The following is a 19898-nucleotide window of genomic DNA, read 5'->3' on the forward strand; positions in this document are numbered from 1 at the left end:
CTCTGGGCTCATCGCGTCGGTCTGGTGTGATATCCATCATTGGGCACACCGTGACGCAGCTCACCGTTGCGGTCATATTGGTCATAGGAGGCATTTATGATCCACCGCTGGAGCATCGCCCGCAGGCTGTTCGTAGCCAACCTGCTGATCGTTGTGGCCTTCGTCGCCATCGTGGGCACCGCGACCTTCGTTGATGCCAGGGACCGCGCCTATGACGAGGCCGGGCTGCGGATGACCGGGGTGGCGGCGGCAGTGGCCGCCAACCCCCTGGTGCTCCAGGCAGCTGACCAAGCGGATCCGTCGGCGGTTTTGCAGCCTTATGCCCTGAAAGTCATGGCGGGGGCCAGGGCGGAATTCCTGACCATCATGGCCCCGGACCGGACACGCTGGACCCATCCGCGCCAGGAGGAAATCGGGCGGCCCTACATCGGGTCCATCGATGCTGCATTGCGCGGGGAAGTGTTCACGGAAGTCACCGCCGGCACCCTGGGGCCGTCCGTGCGCTCGATTGTTCCCGTCCTCGATCCGGCCGGCAACGTCAAGGCGCTGGTGGCCGCCGGCGTGACCGTCCGGACAGTGGACGTTGCGTTTGCCGGCCGGCTTCCCGCGCTGCTGGCCATCGGAGGGGCCCTCCTGGTGGGCGGCTCGCTGGCTTCCTGGCTGTTGGGCAGCTACCTGCGCCGGGTCACCAGGGGGTGGGGACCCGAACAACTGTCCCAGCTCTTTGCCTACTATGAGTCGGTGCTGCACTCGGTCCGGGAGGGCCTCATCCTCATTGACACCAAAGGCCGGGTGGTGATGTACAACGATCAGGCAGCAGACCTGCTGGGCCTCCCCCGGCGCACGTCCGGGGACGATCCGTCCCGGCCGCTGAACCTGGCAGAGCTGCCTTTGACCGAAAGCCTGAAGGAGCTTTTTGAATCCGGGCGCCAGGCCCGTGACGAGATCCATCTGACGGGCCCCCGCATTGTGGTGGTGAACCAAGGTCCGGCCGTTGGCCCGGACTCCCCCGCTGAACGGCGTCCGGAGGTCTACGGCACCGTGGCCACGATCCGCGACCGTACGGAAATCGAGTCACTCGGCAGCGAACTGGAAACCATGAAAACGTTGTCCGATGCGCTGCGGGCGCAGACGCACGAACACGCCAACCGCCTGCACACCATGGTGTCCCTGCTGGAACTTGGCCGGACTGCCGAGGCGTTGGAGTTCGCCACCAGGGACCTCGAACTCAGCCAGCAGCTTACGGACGAGATGGTCAGCTCACTGGACGAACCGGTACTCAGCGCCCTGGTCATGGGCAAAGCGGCGGAAGCCAACGAGCGGGGCGTGAAACTGACGCTGCGGACCCAGGGTGCGGCGTCGGTAGAAGGACTTGCCGTTCAGGACCTTGTCACCATCGTCGGCAACCTGCTGGACAACGCGATCGACGCAGCAGCCGGGGGCGCCGCACCGAAGGAGGTGGAGCTGAGCGTGGAGTCCGACGCAGAAGGCCTGGACATCACCGTCCGGGATTCCGGTTCCGGGGTTGATCCGGCCGCCGTGGACCACATCTTCAAGCACGGCTTCAGCACCAAGAAAGCCGGGCCTTTCGGCCGCGGTGTCGGCCTGGCCCTCGTCAAGCAGGCCGTGCAGCGGCTGGACGGTACGATGGCCATCTCCGGAACGGACGGGGCAATCTTCAGTGTCTTCCTGCCCGCCATGTCCACCGAACATAATCCAAAGGACCAATCCAGTGAGTGATATCCGCGTCCTTGTGGTCGAAGACGAACCGGTGGCCTCGGCCGCCCATGCCGCCTACGTAGGCAGGATGGCGGGCTTCACGCTGGCCGGCACCGCGCCGGACGGCCAGTCCGCGCTCAGGCTCCTGACGGAACTCTCGGCCTCCGGCGAGCCGGTGGAGCTTGTCCTGCTCGACATGAACCTTCCGGACCTGCACGGCCTGGACATTGCCCGGCGGATGCGGTCCGCAGGAATCCTGGCTGACATCATCGCGATCACGGCGGTCCGGGAAGTCGCGATCGTCCGGAGCGCGGGGGCTATCGGGGTGGTCCAGTACCTGATCAAGCCCTTTACCTATGCCACGTTCGCGGACAAGCTCACCAGCTACCGGCTCTTCCGGCAGCAGCTGACGGCGCCGGAGTCCGGGGCGCGGCGGACCGGTGCGTCCCAAAGCGAGGTGGACCAGGCGTTCGCGAGCCTGCGGGCGCCGTCGGAACTGCCCCTGCCGAAAGGCCTGTCCGTCTCCACGCTCGAGTCCGTCAAGGAATACCTGAAACAGCAGTCGGCGCCGGTTTCGGCCACCGAGGTGATGACGGCGCTGGGCATGTCCCGGGTGACTGCCCGCCGCTACCTCGAATACCTGGCCGACGCCGGCACCGTCACGCGCGCCCCGCGTTACGGCACTCCGGGCCGGCCGGAAAACGAATACGGCTGGAACCGGGCCTAAGCGGCGCCATCCGGCCGGAGCACCCCGAGCAACTGCCCAATGACCTCCGGGTCCTCAATCGTGGACGGCACAACGTATTCGTCGCCGTCGGCGATTTGCCGCATGGTCTTGCGCAGGATCTTTCCGGACCTGGTCTTCGGCAGCGCCTGCACCACTGTGGCGTGCTTGAAGTCGGCCACCGGTCCGATGTTCTTCCGGACCAGGGCAACCAGCTCACGGACCAGTTCCGCTTCGTCGCGGTCCGCTCCGGCTTTGAGCACCACGTAGGCGCTGGCGCGCTGCCCCTTCAGGGCGTCGGCCACCCCGATCACCGCGCACTCTGCGACGGCCGGGTGGCTGGCAACCACCTGTTCGATCGCGCCGGTGGACAACCGGTGGCCGGCGACATTGATGATGTCGTCAGTCCGGCCCATGACAAAGACATAGCCGTCGGCGTCCCGGTAGCCGCTGTCGCCCGTGGCGTAGCTGCCTTCGAAGGCCTCGAGGTAGGAGGACACATAGCGGTCATCGTTCTGCCAGAGCGTTGTCAGGGTGCCCGGGGGCAACGGCAGCCCGAGGACAATGTTGCCCTCCTCCCCCGGTTGCACCGGCGCGCCGGAGCCGTCAACGATGGTGAGCGCATAGCCGGGCATGGGGACGGTGGGCGAACCTGGCTTAAAGGGCAGGTCCTCCAGTCCGCGGGGATTGGCACAAATGGCCCACCCGGTCTCGGTCTGCCACCAGTGGTCCACCACGGGGACGTTCAAGACCGCGCCCGCCCAGCGGTACGTTTCGGTGTCGAGCCGTTCACCGGCCGCAAACAGCGTGCGCAGGGTGGAGATGTCATAGCGCGCCAGCTCCGCCGCCTCGGGGTCGGCCCTGCGGATCGCCCGCAGGGCGGTGGGCGCCGTGAACAGCACGTTGACCTTGTGGTCCTGGACAACGCGCCAGAACGCGCCGGCGTCGGGAGTGCCCACCGGTTTGCCCTCATACAGCAGGGTGGTGGCACCGGCCAGCAGCGGGCCGTAAACGATGTAGGAGTGGCCCACCACCCAGCCGACGTCGGACGCTGTCCACATCACTTCGCCGGGCCCGATGTCGTAGATGTTCGCCATGGTCCACGAGAGCGCGACGGCGTGGCCGCCATTGTCCCGCACCACACCCTTCGGGGTACCCGTGGTGCCGGACGTGTAAAGAATGTAGAGCGGATCCGTGGCGGCCACCTCCACGGGCGCCGCCGGAACAGCCCCTTCCATCGTCTGGTCCCAGTCGAGCCACCCCCGGAAGTCCTCCAACGTGGCGGCGAAGCCTTCGCGGTTCTTGACGATGACGGGCAGTTCGCCGACGCCGCTCAGGGTGAGCGCTTCGGCCACGGCAGGCAGGTACTCCACATGCCTCGACGGTTCAATGCCGCCCGAAGCGGTGACAATGACAGAAGGCCCGGCGTCAACGATCCTCGCCGCCAGCTCCTTGGGTGCGAACCCGCCGAACACCACCGAATGGACTGCACCCAACCGCGCCGTAGCAAGCATGGCAATCGCGGCTTCGGGAATCATGGGCATGTAGATGACCACCCGGTCGCCTTTGCCAACACCCTGCGAGCGCAGCACTCCGGCGAACCGGGCCACCAGTCCGGTCAGTTCCGAGTAGGTATAGCTGCGCTTGATCCCCAGCATTGCGGAATCGTAGATGAGCGCGGCCTGGTCTCCGCGGCCGGCTTCGACGTGGCGGTCCAAGGCGTTGTAGGCCGTGTTGAGAGTGGCGCCCGGAAACCAGCGGTACAGCGGGGCTCCGGACTCATCCAGGGCGGCCACGGGCGGTTTGCTCCATGACACTGCCCGTGAGGCTTCCAGCCAGAAATCCTCCCGCTCATCCAAGCTCCGTGCGTACGTTTCCTGATAGCTGCTGCCCATGTTGTGCTCCTGTCCACGCTGACATGCTTGTCCTCCATGCTAGGGGGCGAGTGCACGCCAGACAAGGGTTTTGTATACAAAGAATTGCTTTTTTCGGGTTTTAGAGCCGAATGCTTGGGCCTGGATGCGTTTTGTGTATACACTGGCACCATCCACGCAATGAGGGGAGGAAACCTTGCGAGCCAGCGACAAAGCGTACGCGTCACTTCGCGAAGACATCATAGAATGGCGCCTCGCGCCGGGCACCGTCCTTGCCGAAGTGGAACAGTCCGAACGCCTGGGGGTGTCCCGCACCCCGGTCCGGGAGGCGCTTAGCCGCCTCAGTGCGGAAGGACTCACGACGGCGGCGGGCGGCCGCGGCGTCGTCGTCACCGACATCTCCCTGGACGACATCGACGAGATGTTCGAGCTCCGCGAAACCCTGGAGGGCAAGGCGGCAGCCCTGGCCGCCGAACGCGGCGAGCGCACGGTGTTCGAACGGCTCCATGCCGATCTCCTGCGGGCGCCGGAGCTGATCAGCAAGGATGACCCCGCGCGGCACGAGTACTACGCGCTGGTGGGCCGCCTCGATGAGGCGATCGACGCCGCCATCTCCAACTCCTACCTCGCCCAGGCTATGCGGAGCCTGCGCGTCCATCTGGTCCGCGTCCGCCGCCTCGCTGCAGATGACGCGGCGCGCCTGAACGCAGCCGCGGCCGAACATGCCGCAATTGCCGAGGCCATCGCGGCCGGCAATGCCCGGCTCGCCGAAGCAGCCACCACGCTGCACCTGCACCGCAGTCTTTCCCACGTCAAAGCGACCCACTCACCTACTAAGGAGCACCATGGTTAAGCTCAACCACGTCCGTGTATACAAGAGCGAAGAGAACCTCGCCCGTGAAGACCAGCTGGCCCACAAGATCGCGGAGGTCGCCGCCGACGCCGTCGAGGTGACCCCGGAGGTCACCGAGATGGTGATCAACCGGGTCATCGACAACGCGTCGGTTGCCATCGCTTCCCTGAACCGCGGGCCCATCATCGCCGCCCGTGCCCAGGCCCTGACCCACGCACCCACCACCAACGGCAAGGGCTCCGGCGTCTTCGGCATCACGGACCGGGTCTCCCCCGAGTGGGCAGCCTGGGCCAACGGCGTCGCCGTCCGCGAACTCGACTACCACGACACCTTCCTGGCGGCTGACTACTCGCACCCCGGGGACAACATTCCGCCGATCCTCGCCGTAGCCCAGCACGTTGGAGCCAGCGGCAAGGACCTGATCCGCGGCATCGCCACCGGCTACGAAATCCAGGTCAACCTGGTCAAGGCCATCTGCCTCCACAAGCACAAGATTGACCATGTGGCCCACCTCGGCCCGTCCGCCGCGGCCGGCATCGGCACGCTTCTCGGCCTTGATGTGGAGACCATCTTCCAGTCCGTTGGCCAGGCACTGCACACCACCACCGCCACCCGCCAGTCCCGCAAGGGCGAAATCTCCACCTGGAAGGCCCACGCCCCGGCTTTCGCCGGCAAGATGGCCGTTGAGGCCGTGGACCGCTCCATGCGCGGCCAGACCTCTCCGGTTCCGATCTATGAAGGCGAAGACGGCGTTATTGCCTGGATGCTGGATGGCCCCGACGCCTCGTACGAGGTTCCGTTGCCCGAAGCCGGCGAACCCAAGCGCGCCATCATGGACACGTACACCAAGGAACACTCCGCCGAATACCAGGCCCAGGCCTGGATCGATCTGGCCCGCAAGCTCCACAAGGAACACCCGGAGGCCACCGACCCCGCCAACGTCAAGTCAGTCCTGATCAAGACCAGCCACCACACGCACTACGTGATCGGCTCCGGCGCCAACGATCCGCAGAAGTACAGCCCCACAGCCAGCCGCGAAACGCTGGACCACTCCATCCCGTACATCTTCACCGTCGCCCTGCAGGACGGCAGCTGGCACCACGTTGATTCCTACGCCCCGGAGCGTGCCGGCCGGCCCGACACCGTGGAGCTGTGGCACAAGGTCACCACCGAGGAAGACCCGGAATGGACGCGCCGCTACCACTCACTGGACATCGCCGAGAAGGCCTTCGGCGGTTCGGTTGAGATCACCCTGAACGACGGCACCGTGATCACCGATGAGATTGCCGTAGCCGACGCCCACCCGTTGGGCGCCCGGCCGTTCGCCCGCCAGCAGTACATCAACAAGTTCCGCACGCTGGCGGCCGGCCTTGTGGCCGAGGAGGAAATCGAACGTTTCCTGGCAGCTGCCGAAAGCCTGCCGGACCTGGGTCCGGGCGAGCTGGACCAGCTGAACATCACCGCCGCCCCCGGTGTGATCGACCTCAGCAACGCACCCGCCGGCCTTTTCTAGGCTCTTTCTTTCCAACCTCCGACAGGGAGAACACATGCTGTACTCGAAGAAAACCCCGGAGCAGAAGCGCCTGGCCCTGCGCGGGATGCTCGCCTCCGGCACCATCCAGCAGTTTCCCGGCGCCTTCAGCCCGCTGTCCGCGCGGCTGATTGAGGAAAAGGGCTTTGCCGGCGTGTACATCTCCGGTGCCGTGCTGGCCAACGATCTTGGCCTGCCGGACATCGGGCTGACCACCCTGACTGAGGTTGCCACCCGGGCCGGGCAGATCGCCCGTATGACTGACCTGCCCTGCCTGGTGGACGCGGACACCGGATTCGGCGAGCCCATGAACGTGGCCCGCAGTATCCAGGAGCTTGAGAACGCCGGACTGGCCGGCTGCCACATTGAAGACCAGTTCAACCCCAAGCGCTGCGGCCACCTGGACGGCAAGAACGTGGTGGACCTGGACACCGCCGCCAAGCGCATCCGGGCCGCAGCGGACGCGCGCCGGGATCCGAACTTCCTCATCATGGCCCGGACCGACATCCGGGCCGTGGAGGGCATTGAAGCGGCCCAGGAGCGCGCGCGGGCCCTGGTGGACGCCGGCGCCGACGCCATCTTCCCGGAAGCCATGAAGGACCTGTCCGAGTTCCAGGCCATCCGGGATGCCGTGGACGTGCCGGTCCTGGCCAACATGACGGAGTTCGGCAAGAGCGATCTGTTCACGGTTGACCAGCTGCAGTCCGTGGGCGTCAACATGGTGATCTACCCCGTCACGCTCCTGCGCATTGCCATGGGCGCTGCAGAGCGTACGCTGGAATCGATCAAGGCAACAGGGTCACAGGAAGCACAGGTGGAGAACATGCTCACCCGTGCGCGTCTCTATGACCTCGTGGACTACGAGGCCTACAACCAGTTCGATACCGGCGTTTTCAACTTCCAGATTCCCGGCGTCCGCTAGGACCCGGAACCCCGCAAGAACGAAGGAGTTCAACATGGCTGCTGAAGATATCAAGAAGGGCCTGGCCGGCGTTGTGGTGGACTACACCGCGGTTTCCAAGGTCAACCCCGACACCAACTCGCTGCTCTACCGCGGTTACCCCGTGCAGGAACTTGCCGCCAAGTGCAGCTTCGAAGAAGTTGCCTACCTGCTCTGGAACGGCGAGCTGCCCACCGCGGAAGAGCTGTCCGCATTCTCGGCCCGCGAGCGCGCCGGACGGGGGCTTGATCCCGTGGTGAAGCAGGTCATTGACGCACTCCCCACCACCTCGCACCCGATGGATGTGTGCCGGACGGCGGCGTCCGTCATGGGCGCCCGGCACGAACTGGCCGAGGACTCCTCGCCCGAGGCCAATATGGCCAAGGCCGTGGATCTCTTTGCTGCGATGCCCGCGGTGGTGGCCTACGACCAGCGCCGCCGTCGCGGCCAGGAGCTGGTGGAGCCCCGGGATGAGCTGGGTTACTCGGAGAACTTCCTGTGGATGGCGTTCGGCGAGGATCACGTCCCGGAGGTCGTGGAGGCCTTCAACGTCTCGATGATCCTCTATGCCGAACATTCCTTCAACGCTTCCACGTTCACCGCCCGGGTTGTCACCTCAACCCTGGCTGACCTGCATTCGGCCGTGACGGCAGCTATCGGTGCCCTCAAGGGTCCGCTGCACGGCGGCGCCAACGAGGCCGTCATGCACACTTTCGACGAGATCGGCATCCGGTCCGAAGAGTCCCTGGACCAGGCCGCTGCCCGGGCTAAGGCCTGGATGGAGGATGCCCTGGCGCAGAAGAAAAAGGTCATGGGCTTCGGCCACCGCGTCTACAAGCACGGCGACTCCCGCGTCCCCACCATGAAGGCCGCGCTGGACAAGATGATCGCGCACTACGGCCGTCCGGAACTTCTGGGGCTGTACAACGGCCTTGAGCAGGCCATGGACGAGGCCAAGGCCATCAAGCCGAACCTCGACTACCCGGCCGGCCCCACCTACCACCTGATGGGCTTCGACACCCCCACGTTCACTCCCCTGTTCGTGGCCAGCCGCATCACGGGGTGGACAGCGCACATCATGGAACAAGCGGCGTCGAACTCACTGATCCGGCCGCTGAGCGAATACAACGGCCCGGAAGAACGGCACGTGCCCTAATCCCCACCGGCGTGGGCCCATCCGGCTCCCAAACACTCGACGGCGGGCCGGTCACCTGAAGAAGGTGACCGGCCCGCCGTCGGCGTCTCCGCCTCAGCGCGTGGTGTAGTCCAGCACCTCACGGACGGATTCGTTGTCATCGTTCAGGACCACGGTGAGCCGCAGCACGGACCCCCCTAGCGCCAGCGGCAGCCAATGCGCTGCGTCCTGCCACATCCGCTCCACAGGCAAGGACCCGACGTCGAACCATTCCGGCCGGATCTCCGCGCTTTCAGCCGGCTCACCGTCCCAGCGCTCTGCTACGAACAGGCGGGTAGTCATGTTCCATTCCGGCCGGGCGGGAAAGTCGAACTCCACCACCCCGGCGTCACGGAGGTCTGCTTCGAGGACTACCACACCGGCTTCCTCCTGCACTTCGCGGCAGGCAGCCTGCTGGTCCGTCTCCCCCGGTTCAACGTGGCCGCCGAGTCCCACCACCTTGCCCAGCCCAAAACCGGTCTTCTTCGTTCCCAGCAGGACCTGGGACACGCCGGTGGCCTCCCGGGTGAGGAAGCACAGCGTGACAGCGGTGAATGTCATGCCCTCAACCCTATAGCCGGCGGCATGCCGGCGCGGTTCCCCGGGGATGCTGCGTTCAATGTGCCGAGCCCCAAGAAGGCTGAACCTGGTTGTCAGCCCAGCGCGCGCGGGTGGGCGGCGGCGTAGATTTCCCGGAGGGTGTCCGCCGTGACCAGGGTGTAGACCTGCGTGGTGGTGACGGAGGCATGGCCCAGCAGCTCCTGGACCACGCGGACGTCCGCGCCGCCCTCCAGCAGGTGCGTGGCGAAGGAATGCCGCAAGGTGTGCGGCGATACGTCCTTGGTGATGTTGGCCTTGTCCGCCGCGACTTTCAGGATGGTCCACGCACTTTGGCGGCTGATCCGGCCGCCCCGGGCATTAAGGAACAGGGCCGGTGTGCCCTTGCCCTTGGCAGCCAGCAGCGGGCGGCCCCGGACAAGGTACGCGTCGAGCGCCCGGGCGCCATAGGAGCCGAGCGGTACGAGCCGTTCCTTTGATCCCTTGCCGAACAGCCGGACCACCGCCGGCCCGGCCTCAGCGTCCTGCAGGGAAATGTCGTCCACGTCCAGGCCCACGGCCTCACTGATTCGGGCGCCGGTGGAGTAGAGGAATTCGAGCAGTGCGCGGTCCCGGAGGCCGGTGGCGGTGTCTGTGCCGGCCGCTTCGAGGATGCGCGTGACTTCATCCACGCTGATGGCTTTGGGCAGCCTCTTACCCGGCATGGGCGGGTGGACGTCGCTGGCCGGATCCGTCACCGTCAGTCCTTCCAGGGCCCAGAATTTGTGCAGTCCGCGGACGGCAACCACCGTCCTGGCCGCAGACCTGACGCCCAGCGCCGTGCCGCCGTCGGAACCGTCATTGAGGGCCATCACGAAACCCGTTACATGATGGCGGGTGATCTGGTCCGGGGCGTGGCAGCCCTGGGCCGCCAGGTACCGTGCGTACCGCGTCAGGTCACGGCGATAGGCAGCAAGCGTGTTGGCTGCCAGGCCCCGTTCGACGCCCATGTGCTGAAGATATCCCGTGATGGCGCGGTCGACGGCGGTCTGGGGCTGGACTGCCTTGGCTGCGGCTTCCGGCACTGCGGCTTCCGGCGCTGCAGCTGCCGGGGAGGTGGTTTCCGGCGACGTGGTGGCGGTCATCAACGCTGGCTGGGGTGCGCCGGCCAGGGTGCGTTTGCGGGGCGGAGCCCGGCAAAGCCGTCCGCCCGGGCTGCTGCTGCGGCCAGGATTCCGACGACGGCGGAGGGGTTGTGCAGCCGCCCGCCAAGGACTGCCGCCACGGCTTCGTCCAGGGCGATCCAGTGGAATTCGATCTCCGCTTCCTCATCGGTCCGCTCGTGGCGGTCGTGGTGCGGCACGTCCGTGAGGTCACGGGCCAGGTAGATCCTGATGGCCTCGCTCGATGACCCGGGTGAATTGAAAAAGTCCGCCAGGACGTTCCATTGTGCGGCCGCGAGGTCTGCCTCTTCAGCCAGCTCACGGGCGGCGCCCACCACAAAATCTTCGCCTTCAATGTCCAGGAGGCCTGCCGGGATTTCCCAGAGGTCCATGCCTACCGGATGGCGGTACTGCCGGATGAGGAGTACTTCCCCGGCAGTGTTCATCGGCAGCACCGCGACGGCGCCGGGGTGGTCGATGTAGTCACGGGTCAGTGCTTCGCCGGTCTCACTCAGCTGGAAGCTGTCGCTTACAACGTCCCAGATCCGGCCTTCGTAGACTTTTTCCGTAGACAGAAGACGGCGCGGGCTCGGTGCATCCGAAACCTGCTCTGCAGCTGGGATCGTTTCAGGTGTACCGGGCATCGCGCCGTCCTCTACTTATTCGGTTCTATTTTGCCGCAACCGTGCGTGACGGTTTGGCCTCTGGTGCGCCCTGTGCGTTCTGGTGGTCCAGGGCGGCCTTAATCAGTCCGCTGAAGAGCGGGTGGGGCCTGGTGGGGCGTGAGCTCAGCTCCGGGTGCGCCTGGGTTGCCACGTAGTACGGGTGGACCTCGCGGGGCAGTTCAACATATTCCACGAGCTTGCCGTCCGGTGACGTGCCGGAGAACACCAGGCCCTCGGCGGCGATCTGGTCGCGGTACTTGTTGTTGACCTCGTAGCGGTGGCGGTGGCGTTCGCTGACGGTGGTCTTCCCGTAGGTCTCGGCAATGACGGAGCCTTCGTCCAGCTTGGCCTCGTACAGGCCAAGGCGCATGGTGCCGCCGAGATCGCCCTTGCCTTCCACAATGTCCAGCTGCTCTTCCATCGTGGCGATGACCGGGTACTTTGAGTCAGGCTCGAACTCGCTTGACGATGCGCCTTCCAGGCCCACCACGTTGCGCGCATACTCGATCACCATGCACTGCAGGCCAAGGCACAGGCCCAGGACGGGCAGCCGTGATTCGCGGGCGTATTTCAGTGCGCCCAGCTTGCCTTCGAGGCCGCGGATACCGAAGCCGCCGGGGACGCAGATGGCGTCCACGCCGCCAAGGGATGCCACGGCGCCTTCGTGCGTTTCGCATTCGTCCGACGGGACCCAGCGGATTTTGACCTTCGTGTCGTTCGCGAAACCGCCGGCGCGCAGGGCTTCGGTCACGGACAGGTAGGCGTCCGGGAGGTCGATGTACTTGCCCACCAGGGCAATTTCGACGTGGTGCTTGGGGTTGTGGACTGCTTCGAGCAGCTTGTCCCAGCTGGTCCAGTCCACATCCTTGAACGGCAGGTCCAGTGCGCGGACGATGTAGGAGTCCAGCCCCTGGGTGTGCAGGGTTTTGGGGATGTCGTAGATGCTCGGCGCATCGGGGCAGCCGATGACTGCTTCGATGTCGACGTCGCACATGCGGCCGATCTTGGCGCGCATGGCTTCGGGGACTTCGCGGTCCGAACGGATCACGATTGCTTCCGGCTGGATACCGATGGAGCGCAGGGCCGCCACGGAATGCTGGGTTGGCTTGGTTTTCAGTTCCTGCGACGGTCCGATGTAGGGAACCAGCGAGACGTGGACGAAGAAAACGTTGCCACGGCCAATGTCCTGGCGGACCTGGCGGGCTGACTCGAGGAAAGGCTGGGACTCGATGTCGCCGACGGTGCCGCCGATTTCGGTGATGATGACGTCGGGCGCGTTTTTGCCTTCGGCGGGCAGGCGCATGCGGCGCTTGATTTCATCGGTAATGTGCGGGATCACCTGGACGGTGTCGCCGAGGTATTCGCCGCGACGTTCCTTGGCGATCACGGTCGAGTAAACCTGGCCGGTGGTGACGTTGGCTGAGCCTTCGAGGTTTTCGTCGAGGAAGCGCTCGTAGTGTCCGATGTCCAGGTCCGTCTCGGCGCCGTCGTCTGTGACGAAGACTTCACCGTGCTGGAAGGGGTTCATCGTGCCCGGATCCACATTGAGATAGGGATCGAGCTTCTGCATAGTTACAGACAATCCGCGTGCCCGCAGCAGGTGACCGAGGCTCGAAGCCGTCAGTCCCTTACCGAGCGAGGACGCCACACCACCGGTTACGAAGATGTGTTTGGTCGTCTTGGACGAGCCCGGGAACCGGGAATTTACACGGGAATTTGATCGCTGCACCACGGAATTCGAGCCTATCATCAAATGAGCCTTCCCCGGATCAGGAACTGGTTCCCCAAATGATCCAGTGTGCAGGGCGAGGCGCCCTGCGATCAAGGGCCTGACGTCGCTTAGGCACGCTGTGGCAGCAGTTTCGCGTCGTCAAGCAGCTCCTGGGCGTGGGCCCGGGCCGATTCGGAGTCCTCCTGGCCCGCAAGCATGCGGGCCAGTTCCTTCACCCGCTCGGGACCGTCGAGGAGGCGGACATCACTGGACGTAAACCCGGTGGCGGTGCCGCCGTCGGCTCCCCGCACGGAAGTTTTGGTGACGGTGATGTGCTGGTCCGCAAACGCTGCCACCTGCGGCAGGTGCGTGACCACCAGAACCTGGACGTGGCGGGCGAGCATGGCCAGCCGGCGCCCGATTTCGACGGCGGCACGCCCGCCCACGCCGGCGTCCACTTCGTCGAACACGAACGTAGGCACCGGGTCCACCGCGGCGAGGACCACTTCGATGGCCAACATCACACGCGACAGTTCACCGCCGGAGGCGCCCTTGCCGAGCGGGCGGGCAGGCGCCCCGGAGTGTGGCTGGAGCAGGAAGGAGATCTCGTCCGCGCCGTGCGGCATCAGCTGGCCCGTGTTTTCGAGGTTGATCACAAGGGTGGCGTCAGCCATGGCCAGTGCCTTCAGCTCGGCGCTGACGCGGCTGGAGAGGTCTTTGGCAGCCTTGGCGCGGATTTTGCTGATGGCCGCGGCCTGCTTCTGCAGTTCTGCTTCGGCCTTGGCAACCTCGGCGTCCAGGGCCTCGATCCGGGTGGAGTCGTCCTGGAGTTCATCGAAGCGCACGCGGGCGTTCTCGGTCCAGACCAGGACTTCGTCGATGCTGGGGGCATACTTGCGGACGAGTTTGGCCAGGGACGCGCGCCGGCCCTCGATTTCGGCGAGCCGTTCCGGTCCTTCCGAGTCCAGGCCCGCCTGGTAGCTCGCCAGTTCCGTGGCGATGTCGTTGAGCAGGAAACCCACTTCTGCCAGGCGGGCCGCGGCGGAGCCCAGCTCGGCGTCGTGTTCGGCCACATGTTCGAGGGTGCGTTTCGCGGCGTCCACCAGAGTGGTGGCGTCGCCCTCATCGCCGTAGTCTTCCGCGATGAGGGCCTGGTGCGCGGTGTTCGCTGCGATCCTGAGTTCTTCCACGTTGGCCAGTTTCACGGCTTCCGCTTTGAGAGTTTCGTCCTCCCCCGGCTGCGGATCCACTCCGTCGATTTCCGCCAGCGCAATCTCCAGCGATTCGGCTTCGCGGAGCCTGTCACGGGCGGCGCTGCGGAGGGTTTCCAGCTCTGTCTGGACTGCTTTCCAATGAGTGTGAAGCGTCTGGTAGGTACCCAGCGGTCCGGCCAGGGCGTCGCCGGCAAACTTGTCGAGGGCACCGCGCTGGGCCACCGCCCCCTTCAACCTGATCTGGTCCGACTGGCCGTGGAGCACCACAAGGGTTTCGCCGATCTCGGCCAGGACACCCACGGGGGCTGCCCGGCCCCCAAGGAAGGCACGGCTGCGGCCGTCCGCTCCGAGGCGACGGGCAAGGATGAGTTCCGCGCCGCCGTCGAACTCTTCCACGTCCGCGCCCGCCTCAATGGCCCGGGCTATCGCCGAGTGCCCGGCGTCGAGCTTAAGGACGGCCTCCGCGGTGGCGCTTTTCGCGCCGCTCCGCACGGCGCCGGCGTCGGACCTTGCCCCGAGGAGGAGGCCGACGGCGGTGACCACCATCGTTTTACCTGCACCGGTTTCACCGGTGACGACGCTCAGCCCGGGGCCCAGCGGAAGGGTGGCGTCAGTGATAACGCCCAGATCGCGGATTCTCAGTTCTTCAAGCATGCTTCACTTTGCGGTCGCGGGATCGGTGGTGTCGTCGGGCCGGTCTCCGCAGGGAACCTGAAGCGGCGGCATAGGCCGCAGCGTCCGGACGACCGGAAGGGGCCCGGTGTGGATGGACTCCGATTGTGGCACGGGCCCGCGCCAGCCATGGATGGGGAGCTCGAATTTGCGGACCAGCCGGCCGGAGAATGGCGTCTGATGTGTTCTTGCAAGGCGGACCGGAGTGGCGGACTTTGTCACTTCCACCCGTGCACCGGGCGGCAGGTCCACGGAACGCCGGCCGTCGCACCAGAGTACGCCCTGGGCGCCGTTGCGGGTGAGGACTTCCACGGCCAGCCGTGACGCCGGCGATACCACCAGGGGCTTCGCAAACAACGCGTGGGCGCTGATGGGCACAATCAGCAGGGCTTCGACCTCGGGCCAGACCACCGGTCCGCCAGCCGAGAAGGCATAGGCGGTTGAGCCTGTCGGGGTGGCAAGCACCACGCCGTCGCAGCCGAATGTCGTCAGCGGGCGCTCGTCCACTTCGGTGACCACCTCGAGCATGCGTTCGCGGTTGCCCTTTTCGATCGCGGCTTCATTAAGGGCCCAGGTGTGCCAGATCTTCTGGCCGCGGACCCACACCTGGACATCGATGGTCATGCGCTCTTCCACCGTGTAGGCGCGGCGGGCAATCCACTCCACGGTCTGGGCCAGGTCTGCCCGCTCGCTCTCGGCCAGGAAGCCGACGTGGCCAAGATTGACGCCCAGCAGCGGCACATCGACTTCGCGGACCAGCTCAGCTGCCCGAAGGATGGTGCCGTCACCACCGAGGACCATCACAAGCTCCACGTCAGGCAGCTGCACATGGTCGTGCAGGATCTCCACCGGCTGGTTGAGCTGGCCGAAGAATCTCTCCATGTCCGCCAGCTCGGATTCCTGCATCACCGGGACGATCCCTGCGTCATACAGCTGGGCGCAGGCTTCCCAGGCAGCCTTCAGTGATTCCTCGCGGCCAGTGTGGGCAAGGACAAGTACTCGCCTGCTCATCGAGTTCCGCTTTCTAGTGGTTCGGCCAGATTCTGCCAAGCAAACCGTCCATGGCTGCGTGGCGCTCTTCGATCTTAGGCAGGTCTTGGGACATCCTGCGCTTTATCCACAGGAAGTATTCGACGTTTCCGTCCTGGCCGGGCAGGGGGCTGGCCGCCAGGCCGCATAAGTCCAGTCCGGCGTCGAGCGCTGCGTTGGCCACCTTTTCCACTGCCATCCGGCGTTCGCGCTCAGAAGTCACCACGCCGGTGCGGCCAAGGCGGTCCTTGCCGATTTCGAACTGCGGCTTGACCATAAGCACCAGGTCACCGCCCGGCTGCGTGCACATGGCCAGCGGATGGGCCACCAGGGTCAGCGAGATGAAGGAGAGGTCAGCCACCGTGAGTTCGGCCTGTCCGCCGATATCCTCGGGCGTCATGTAGCGCACGTTGAGTCCCTCATGCACGGCTACGCGGGCGTCTTCCCGGAGCTGCGGCACCAGCTGGCCATGCCCGACGTCGACCGCCACCACGTGTGCCGCACCGCGCCGCAGCAGCACCTCAGTGAAGCCGCCGGTGGAAGCGCCGGCGTCAAGGCATCTTTTTCCTGCCACCATGACGTCAGGAAAGGCGTCAAGCGCGCCGGCCAGTTTGTGGCCTGCCCGGCTGACGTAGCTGTCCTCTTCGGTGTGCTCAACGGCCAGGTCCCTGTCCTCCGGCACCTGCAGTGACGCCTTCGACAGGATCTGCCCGGACGAACTCACCTTTCCCTCAGCGATGAGTGCGGCGGCGTGGGTCCGGGACCTCGCCAGGCCGCGGGCCACGAGGGCTTGGTCCAGACGAGCCATGCTCAGGCCTCTCCTGCCCCGTTGGGGGCGTCTTCATTTAGCGCCTCGAACAGGGCGTCATGGAGTTCACTGTAGACAGCTTCGTGCTCCGCGCCGGGCATGCCGGGCACTCCGCGCAGGGCGGCGACGATGGACGCAATCTCCGGATCGCCGATTTGTTCAGCTCCGGGCTCGGGCCATTCGGGTGTTTGCTGGGCTGGGTGGGCGTTGTGCTCGTGGTTCAGCTCAGTCATTGCACCAGTCTACTGAGTGTGCCATTCGAGTTTCGGCGCCCTTGCTTCGGCAGCGTCCGGCACGGCAGCCCACCAGGCAGCGCAGGCCGCGCGCCAGGCGTTGATGTCATCCTCGCGGCCCTGGACGCTGACTGTCTCCCCGGTGACGTGCGCTGCAGCGTCGCCGCAGCGGTACGTTCCGCCATCGACGCTGATGTCCGGGTACGGGCGGTGCAGGTCACTGAGTACGCTGATGACATAGTCAGGGCGCTCGGCAGTGCGTGCTGCGAGGATGGTGTGCTTGGTGTCGACGCCGGTCAGCACCGCCACGGTGGCAAAGCCGGCGTTGTTGCCGCCGAGGATGTCCGTGTCCAGGCGGTCGCCCACCACCAGGGGACGGTCGGCGGCGAGCCGTTTGGCCGCTGCATGGAAGAGCGGGGCCTCCGGTTTGCCCGCGACAAGCGGCGTCTGACCGGTGGCGGCCGTGACTGCGGCAACGAGGGTGCCATTGCCGGGAGCCATGCCGCGTGCCTGCGGAATGGACATGTCCGTATTCGTGGCTACCCAAAGCGCGCCTGCGGACACCACGAACGCGGCCTCGGCGAGGTCCTTCCACCCGATACCCGGGTTGAACCCCTGGACAACTGCCACCGGCTCCTCGTCCTGGCTGCTGACCGGAGTCAGGCCCGCCAGTTCGATCTCCTGGGCCAGCGCCGGGCTGCCGGTGATCAACACCTTTGCCCCGGGCCGCAGCATGGAGGACAGCAGCTCGGCGGCGGCCTGCGATGAACTGACCACCTGGTCGTCCTCCGCCGGGGCGCCGAGTTCACGGAGGTGCGCGGCGACCTGCGCGGGAGTGCGTGAGGCATTGTTGGTCACATAGCCCAGGCCAATGCCCAGGCCGGCCAGCTGCTGCAGTGACTCGACGGCGCCGGGGATGGCGTGCGGGCCTTCGTACACCACACCATCAAGGTCCGCCAAGAGGGCGTCAAAAAGGGAGATCAGGGAAACGTCAGTCATGGCGGGCTAGCTGTCCTGTCGCTCGGAGTGGCTGTCGTCGTTGTTCCCGCCGTCTGCGGAATCGTCGTGGGCTGAATCGCCGTGGGCTGATGCCAGTTCGTCAGAATCTTCGGCTGATTCAGCGGCAGAGTTCAGCTCGTCCGCTTCGGCGGAGTCCGCGTCAGACTCGGCGTCATCGGACTCGAAGTAATCGGATTCGACGTCGTCGACTGAGGCATCCACGCCGGAGGCCTCAGGTGATTCCGGTGCGGCTTCAGCAGCCGGGGCAGACGTGGCGGTTTCCGGGCCGCCGGCGGCGCGCTGGAGCAAACGCTTGCGCTGCGCTTCCTCGCGGGCTTCCTCTTCTTCGTCCCAGCCGAGGTCCACAATGTCGGGTTCCTCGTCAACTCCGAGGCCCAGCGCGTTCTCAGCCACCACAGCCTGTTTCTGCCACTTTGCCGCTTCCTCTGTGCGGCCTACGGCAGCCAGGGCGACAGCATAGGCGCGGAACAGTCGGGGGCTGTAGGAAAAGGCCCGGTTGATGTCCAGCTGGGCGATCTCAAGCTCGGCTACGGCAGCGTCCAGCTGGCCGAGGTCGGTCCGGGCTCCGGCTGCGACAATGGCGAGCTCGGCCTTGCCCGGCGCGTCGAGGTCATTGGCTTCCTCGGAGCGGACCACATCGAGCGCACGGTCAGGGCGGCCCAGTCCCCGCTCGCAGTCTGCCATGACGGGCAGGTGGACGTTGGAACCGCTGATGCGGCGGTACGTGCGGAACTCCCGCAGTGCTTCGCCGTAGTGTCCTGCTGCATAGGCGGTCAGCCCCACGGCTTCGCGGACGGCAGCGAGCCGTCCACCCCGCCGGCTGGCCGCGAGGGCATGCTGGAACGCGAGTTCGGGCTCTTCATCAATCAGGCGACCGGCCATCACCAGGTGGCGTGCAACCCATTCGGCGCTCTTGGCCTCCAGCGTCTTGATCTGGTGCTGGGTGGCGCGGTCAAGCTCCTTGCCCGTGACATCCTCATCGATCTCCGGGGAACGTTCACGATCGGGACGGTTGGCGCTGCGAAGATCGCGGGCGTTGGGAACACGGGCCGGACGGTCTTCTGCGCGGTCCCTGCCGAACTGGCGGGGGCCTGAATCGCCGCGGTCGAAACTGCGCGGCGCACGGTCCTGGCGGTCGCCGAACGGCTTGCGGTTTTCGCCGCCGGAGAACCCGCGGCGTTCGCCGTCGCCTTCGCGGCGCGGACGGTCACCATAGGGCTTGTTGTCGCGGTCGCCGTAAGGCTTCCGCTCACCACCACCAGTGAAGGGCTTGCGCTCTCCGCCACCGAAGCTGCGGCGTTCGCCGTCGCCTTCGCGGCGCGGACGGTCACCGTACGGCTTGTTGTCGCGGTCGCCGTAAGGCTTACGGTCGCCGCCACCGCTGAAGGGCTTCCGCTCACCGGCACCGAAGCTGCGGCGTTCGCCGTCGCCTTCGCGGCGCGGACGGTCACCATAGGGCTTGTTGTCGCGGTCGCCGTAAGGCTTACGGTCGCCGCCACCGCTGAAGGGCTTCCGCTCACCGGCACCGAAGCTGCGGCGTTCGCCGTCACCTTCGCGGCGTGGACGGTCACCATAGGGCTTGTTGTCACGGTCGCCGTAAGGCTTCCGCTCACCACCACCAGTGAAGGGCTTGCGCTCTCCGCCACCGAAGCTGCGGCGTTCGCCGTCGCCTTCGCGGCGCGGACGGTCACCGTACGGCTTGTTGTCGCGATCGCCATAGGGCTTACGCTCACCAAAGGACTTGCGCTCTCCGCTACCGGACCCAGGGGCACGCTTCGGTGCCTCAGAATTCCGGTCATCGCGGGAGCGGAATCCGCGCGGGTCCCCGCCGGAATTGTTTGTACCGCGGAATGGACCTCGGTCGTTGCCGCCGCGGTTGCCGCCGTTGTGCTCAGCCATGTGGGGATTCCTCCTGTTATGAGCCGACCACTGGCGCAATCGCAGCGGCTCGTTCCGTGTTTCGTTTTCCTACGCAACCCGAAATCAAGCGCTTCGAAGTCCGTACATCTCAGTCAATTCTAAGCGAGACCC

At 66.0% G+C, this 19898-nt stretch carries 17 protein-coding genes; 6 read left to right on the forward strand and 11 right to left on the reverse strand.

The features are described 5' to 3' along the window. Positions 1–96: 96 nt before the first annotated feature. Complete coding sequence (locus GUV69_RS06965; protein ID WP_164200928.1) at positions 97–1740, forward strand: sensor histidine kinase; 1644 nt, start codon at positions 97–99, stop codon at positions 1738–1740. Then, complete coding sequence (locus GUV69_RS06970) at positions 1733–2446, forward strand: response regulator (protein WP_164200930.1); 714 nt, start codon at positions 1733–1735, stop codon at positions 2444–2446. The genes GUV69_RS06965 and GUV69_RS06970 overlap by 8 nt, the downstream gene beginning before the upstream one ends. On the opposite strand, the gene GUV69_RS06975 is transcribed toward GUV69_RS06970, so the two are convergent. Beyond that, positions 2443–4338 carry a propionyl-CoA synthetase gene (locus tag GUV69_RS06975; protein WP_164200932.1) on the reverse strand — a complete coding sequence of 632 codons (1896 nt, stop codon included), beginning with the start codon at positions 4336–4338 and terminating at the stop codon, positions 2443–2445. The two genes, GUV69_RS06970 and GUV69_RS06975, sit on opposite strands and share 4 nt — an antisense overlap. Before the next feature lie 175 nt (positions 4339–4513). Here GUV69_RS06975 and GUV69_RS06980 point away from each other — a divergent pair, with 175 nt between their 5' ends. Genes GUV69_RS06980 through GUV69_RS06995 form a run of 4 tightly spaced genes read left to right on the forward strand, consistent with a single transcriptional unit; the run spans position 4514 to position 8797 of the window. Beyond that, positions 4514–5170, forward strand: a complete 657-nt coding sequence (locus GUV69_RS06980; RefSeq protein ID WP_164200935.1) for a GntR family transcriptional regulator — start codon at positions 4514–4516, stop codon at positions 5168–5170. Continuing rightward, the gene (locus GUV69_RS06985) at positions 5163–6683 is read left to right on the forward strand and encodes an MmgE/PrpD family protein (RefSeq protein WP_164200937.1); all 1521 of its coding nucleotides are present in this window, start codon (positions 5163–5165) and stop codon (positions 6681–6683) included. Before GUV69_RS06980 ends, GUV69_RS06985 begins: the two co-directional genes overlap by 8 nt. 34 nt (positions 6684–6717) lie before the next feature. Then, entirely contained in the window at positions 6718–7623 is a 906-nt protein-coding gene (gene prpB, locus GUV69_RS06990) for a methylisocitrate lyase (protein WP_164200938.1), read from the forward strand. A 34-nt stretch (positions 7624–7657) separates the two neighbouring features. Then, positions 7658–8797, forward strand: coding sequence for a bifunctional 2-methylcitrate synthase/citrate synthase (locus GUV69_RS06995; protein ID WP_164200940.1), 1140 nt, complete (start codon positions 7658–7660; stop codon positions 8795–8797). A gap of 93 nt (positions 8798–8890) precedes the next feature. Here the strand turns inward: GUV69_RS06995 and GUV69_RS07000 are convergent, their stop codons facing one another. The 10 genes from GUV69_RS07000 to GUV69_RS07045 form a co-directional block, all read right to left on the reverse strand. Continuing rightward, entirely contained in the window at positions 8891–9376 is a 486-nt protein-coding gene (locus tag GUV69_RS07000; RefSeq protein ID WP_164200942.1) for an 8-oxo-dGTP diphosphatase, read from the reverse strand. A gap of 92 nt (positions 9377–9468) precedes the next feature. Further along, complete coding sequence (gene xerD / locus GUV69_RS07005; protein ID WP_167525082.1) at positions 9469–10497, reverse strand: site-specific tyrosine recombinase XerD; 1029 nt, start codon at positions 10495–10497, stop codon at positions 9469–9471. After that, positions 10497–11159: an NUDIX domain-containing protein gene (locus tag GUV69_RS07010; RefSeq protein WP_164200944.1), complete on the reverse strand. Its 663-nt coding sequence runs from the start codon at positions 11157–11159 to the stop codon at positions 10497–10499. Before GUV69_RS07010 ends, xerD begins: the two co-directional genes overlap by 1 nt. Before the next feature lie 25 nt (positions 11160–11184). Further along, positions 11185–12930, reverse strand: a complete 1746-nt coding sequence (pyrG, locus tag GUV69_RS07015) for a CTP synthase (protein ID WP_164200946.1) — start codon at positions 12928–12930, stop codon at positions 11185–11187. A gap of 89 nt (positions 12931–13019) precedes the next feature. After that, a complete protein-coding gene (gene recN, locus GUV69_RS07020; protein ID WP_164200948.1) occupies positions 13020–14759 on the reverse strand; it encodes a DNA repair protein RecN in 1740 nt (579 codons plus the stop codon). A 3-nt stretch (positions 14760–14762) separates the two neighbouring features. Then, the gene (locus tag GUV69_RS07025) at positions 14763–15788 is read right to left on the reverse strand and encodes an NAD kinase (protein ID WP_164200950.1); all 1026 of its coding nucleotides are present in this window, start codon (positions 15786–15788) and stop codon (positions 14763–14765) included. Between the two features lie 13 nt (positions 15789–15801). Continuing rightward, positions 15802–16614 (reverse strand): TlyA family RNA methyltransferase, encoded by an 813-nt coding sequence (locus tag GUV69_RS07030; protein WP_164200952.1) that lies wholly within the window; start codon positions 16612–16614, stop codon positions 15802–15804. 2 nt (positions 16615–16616) lie between these two features. Then, positions 16617–16847 (reverse strand): hypothetical protein, encoded by a 231-nt coding sequence (locus GUV69_RS07035; RefSeq protein ID WP_164200954.1) that lies wholly within the window; start codon positions 16845–16847, stop codon positions 16617–16619. A gap of 9 nt (positions 16848–16856) precedes the next feature. After that, a complete protein-coding gene (locus tag GUV69_RS07040; RefSeq protein ID WP_164200956.1) occupies positions 16857–17846 on the reverse strand; it encodes an HAD-IIA family hydrolase in 990 nt (329 codons plus the stop codon). Positions 17847–17852: 6 nt separating this feature from the next. Further along, positions 17853–19766 (reverse strand): hypothetical protein, encoded by a 1914-nt coding sequence (locus GUV69_RS07045; protein WP_164200958.1) that lies wholly within the window; start codon positions 19764–19766, stop codon positions 17853–17855. Positions 19767–19898: the final 132 nt, after the last annotated feature.

The organism is [Micrococcus luteus] ATCC 49442, assembly GCF_010367585.1.
Classification (GTDB): Bacteria; Actinomycetota; Actinomycetes; order Actinomycetales; family Micrococcaceae; genus Arthrobacter; species Arthrobacter luteus_A.

Bases quoted from the DNA above. Each gene is read 5' to 3' on its own strand.
- GUV69_RS06965 (WP_164200928.1), top strand. From the start codon at position 97: ATGATCCACCGCTGGAGCATCGCCCGCAGGCTGTTCGTAGCCAACCTG.
- GUV69_RS06975 (WP_164200932.1), bottom strand. From the start codon at position 4,338: ATGGGCAGCAGCTATCAGGAAACGTACGCACGGAGCTTGGATGAGCGG.
- GUV69_RS06985 (WP_164200937.1), top strand. From the start codon at position 5,163: ATGGTTAAGCTCAACCACGTCCGTGTATACAAGAGCGAAGAGAACCTC.
- prpB (WP_164200938.1), top strand. From the start codon at position 6,718: ATGCTGTACTCGAAGAAAACCCCGGAGCAGAAGCGCCTGGCCCTGCGC.
- GUV69_RS06995 (WP_164200940.1), top strand. From the start codon at position 7,658: ATGGCTGCTGAAGATATCAAGAAGGGCCTGGCCGGCGTTGTGGTGGAC.
- GUV69_RS07000 (WP_164200942.1), bottom strand. From the start codon at position 9,376: ATGACATTCACCGCTGTCACGCTGTGCTTCCTCACCCGGGAGGCCACC.
- xerD (WP_167525082.1), bottom strand. From the start codon at position 10,497: ATGACCGCCACCACGTCGCCGGAAACCACCTCCCCGGCAGCTGCAGCG.
- GUV69_RS07010 (WP_164200944.1), bottom strand. From the start codon at position 11,159: ATGCCCGGTACACCTGAAACGATCCCAGCTGCAGAGCAGGTTTCGGAT.
- pyrG (WP_164200946.1), bottom strand. From the start codon at position 12,930: ATGATAGGCTCGAATTCCGTGGTGCAGCGATCAAATTCCCGTGTAAAT.
- recN (WP_164200948.1), bottom strand. From the start codon at position 14,759: ATGCTTGAAGAACTGAGAATCCGCGATCTGGGCGTTATCACTGACGCC.
- GUV69_RS07025 (WP_164200950.1), bottom strand. From the start codon at position 15,788: ATGAGCAGGCGAGTACTTGTCCTTGCCCACACTGGCCGCGAGGAATCA.
- GUV69_RS07030 (WP_164200952.1), bottom strand. From the start codon at position 16,614: ATGGCTCGTCTGGACCAAGCCCTCGTGGCCCGCGGCCTGGCGAGGTCC.
- GUV69_RS07035 (WP_164200954.1), bottom strand. From the start codon at position 16,847: ATGACTGAGCTGAACCACGAGCACAACGCCCACCCAGCCCAGCAAACA.
- GUV69_RS07040 (WP_164200956.1), bottom strand. From the start codon at position 17,846: ATGACTGACGTTTCCCTGATCTCCCTTTTTGACGCCCTCTTGGCGGAC.
- GUV69_RS07045 (WP_164200958.1), bottom strand. From the start codon at position 19,766: ATGGCTGAGCACAACGGCGGCAACCGCGGCGGCAACGACCGAGGTCCA.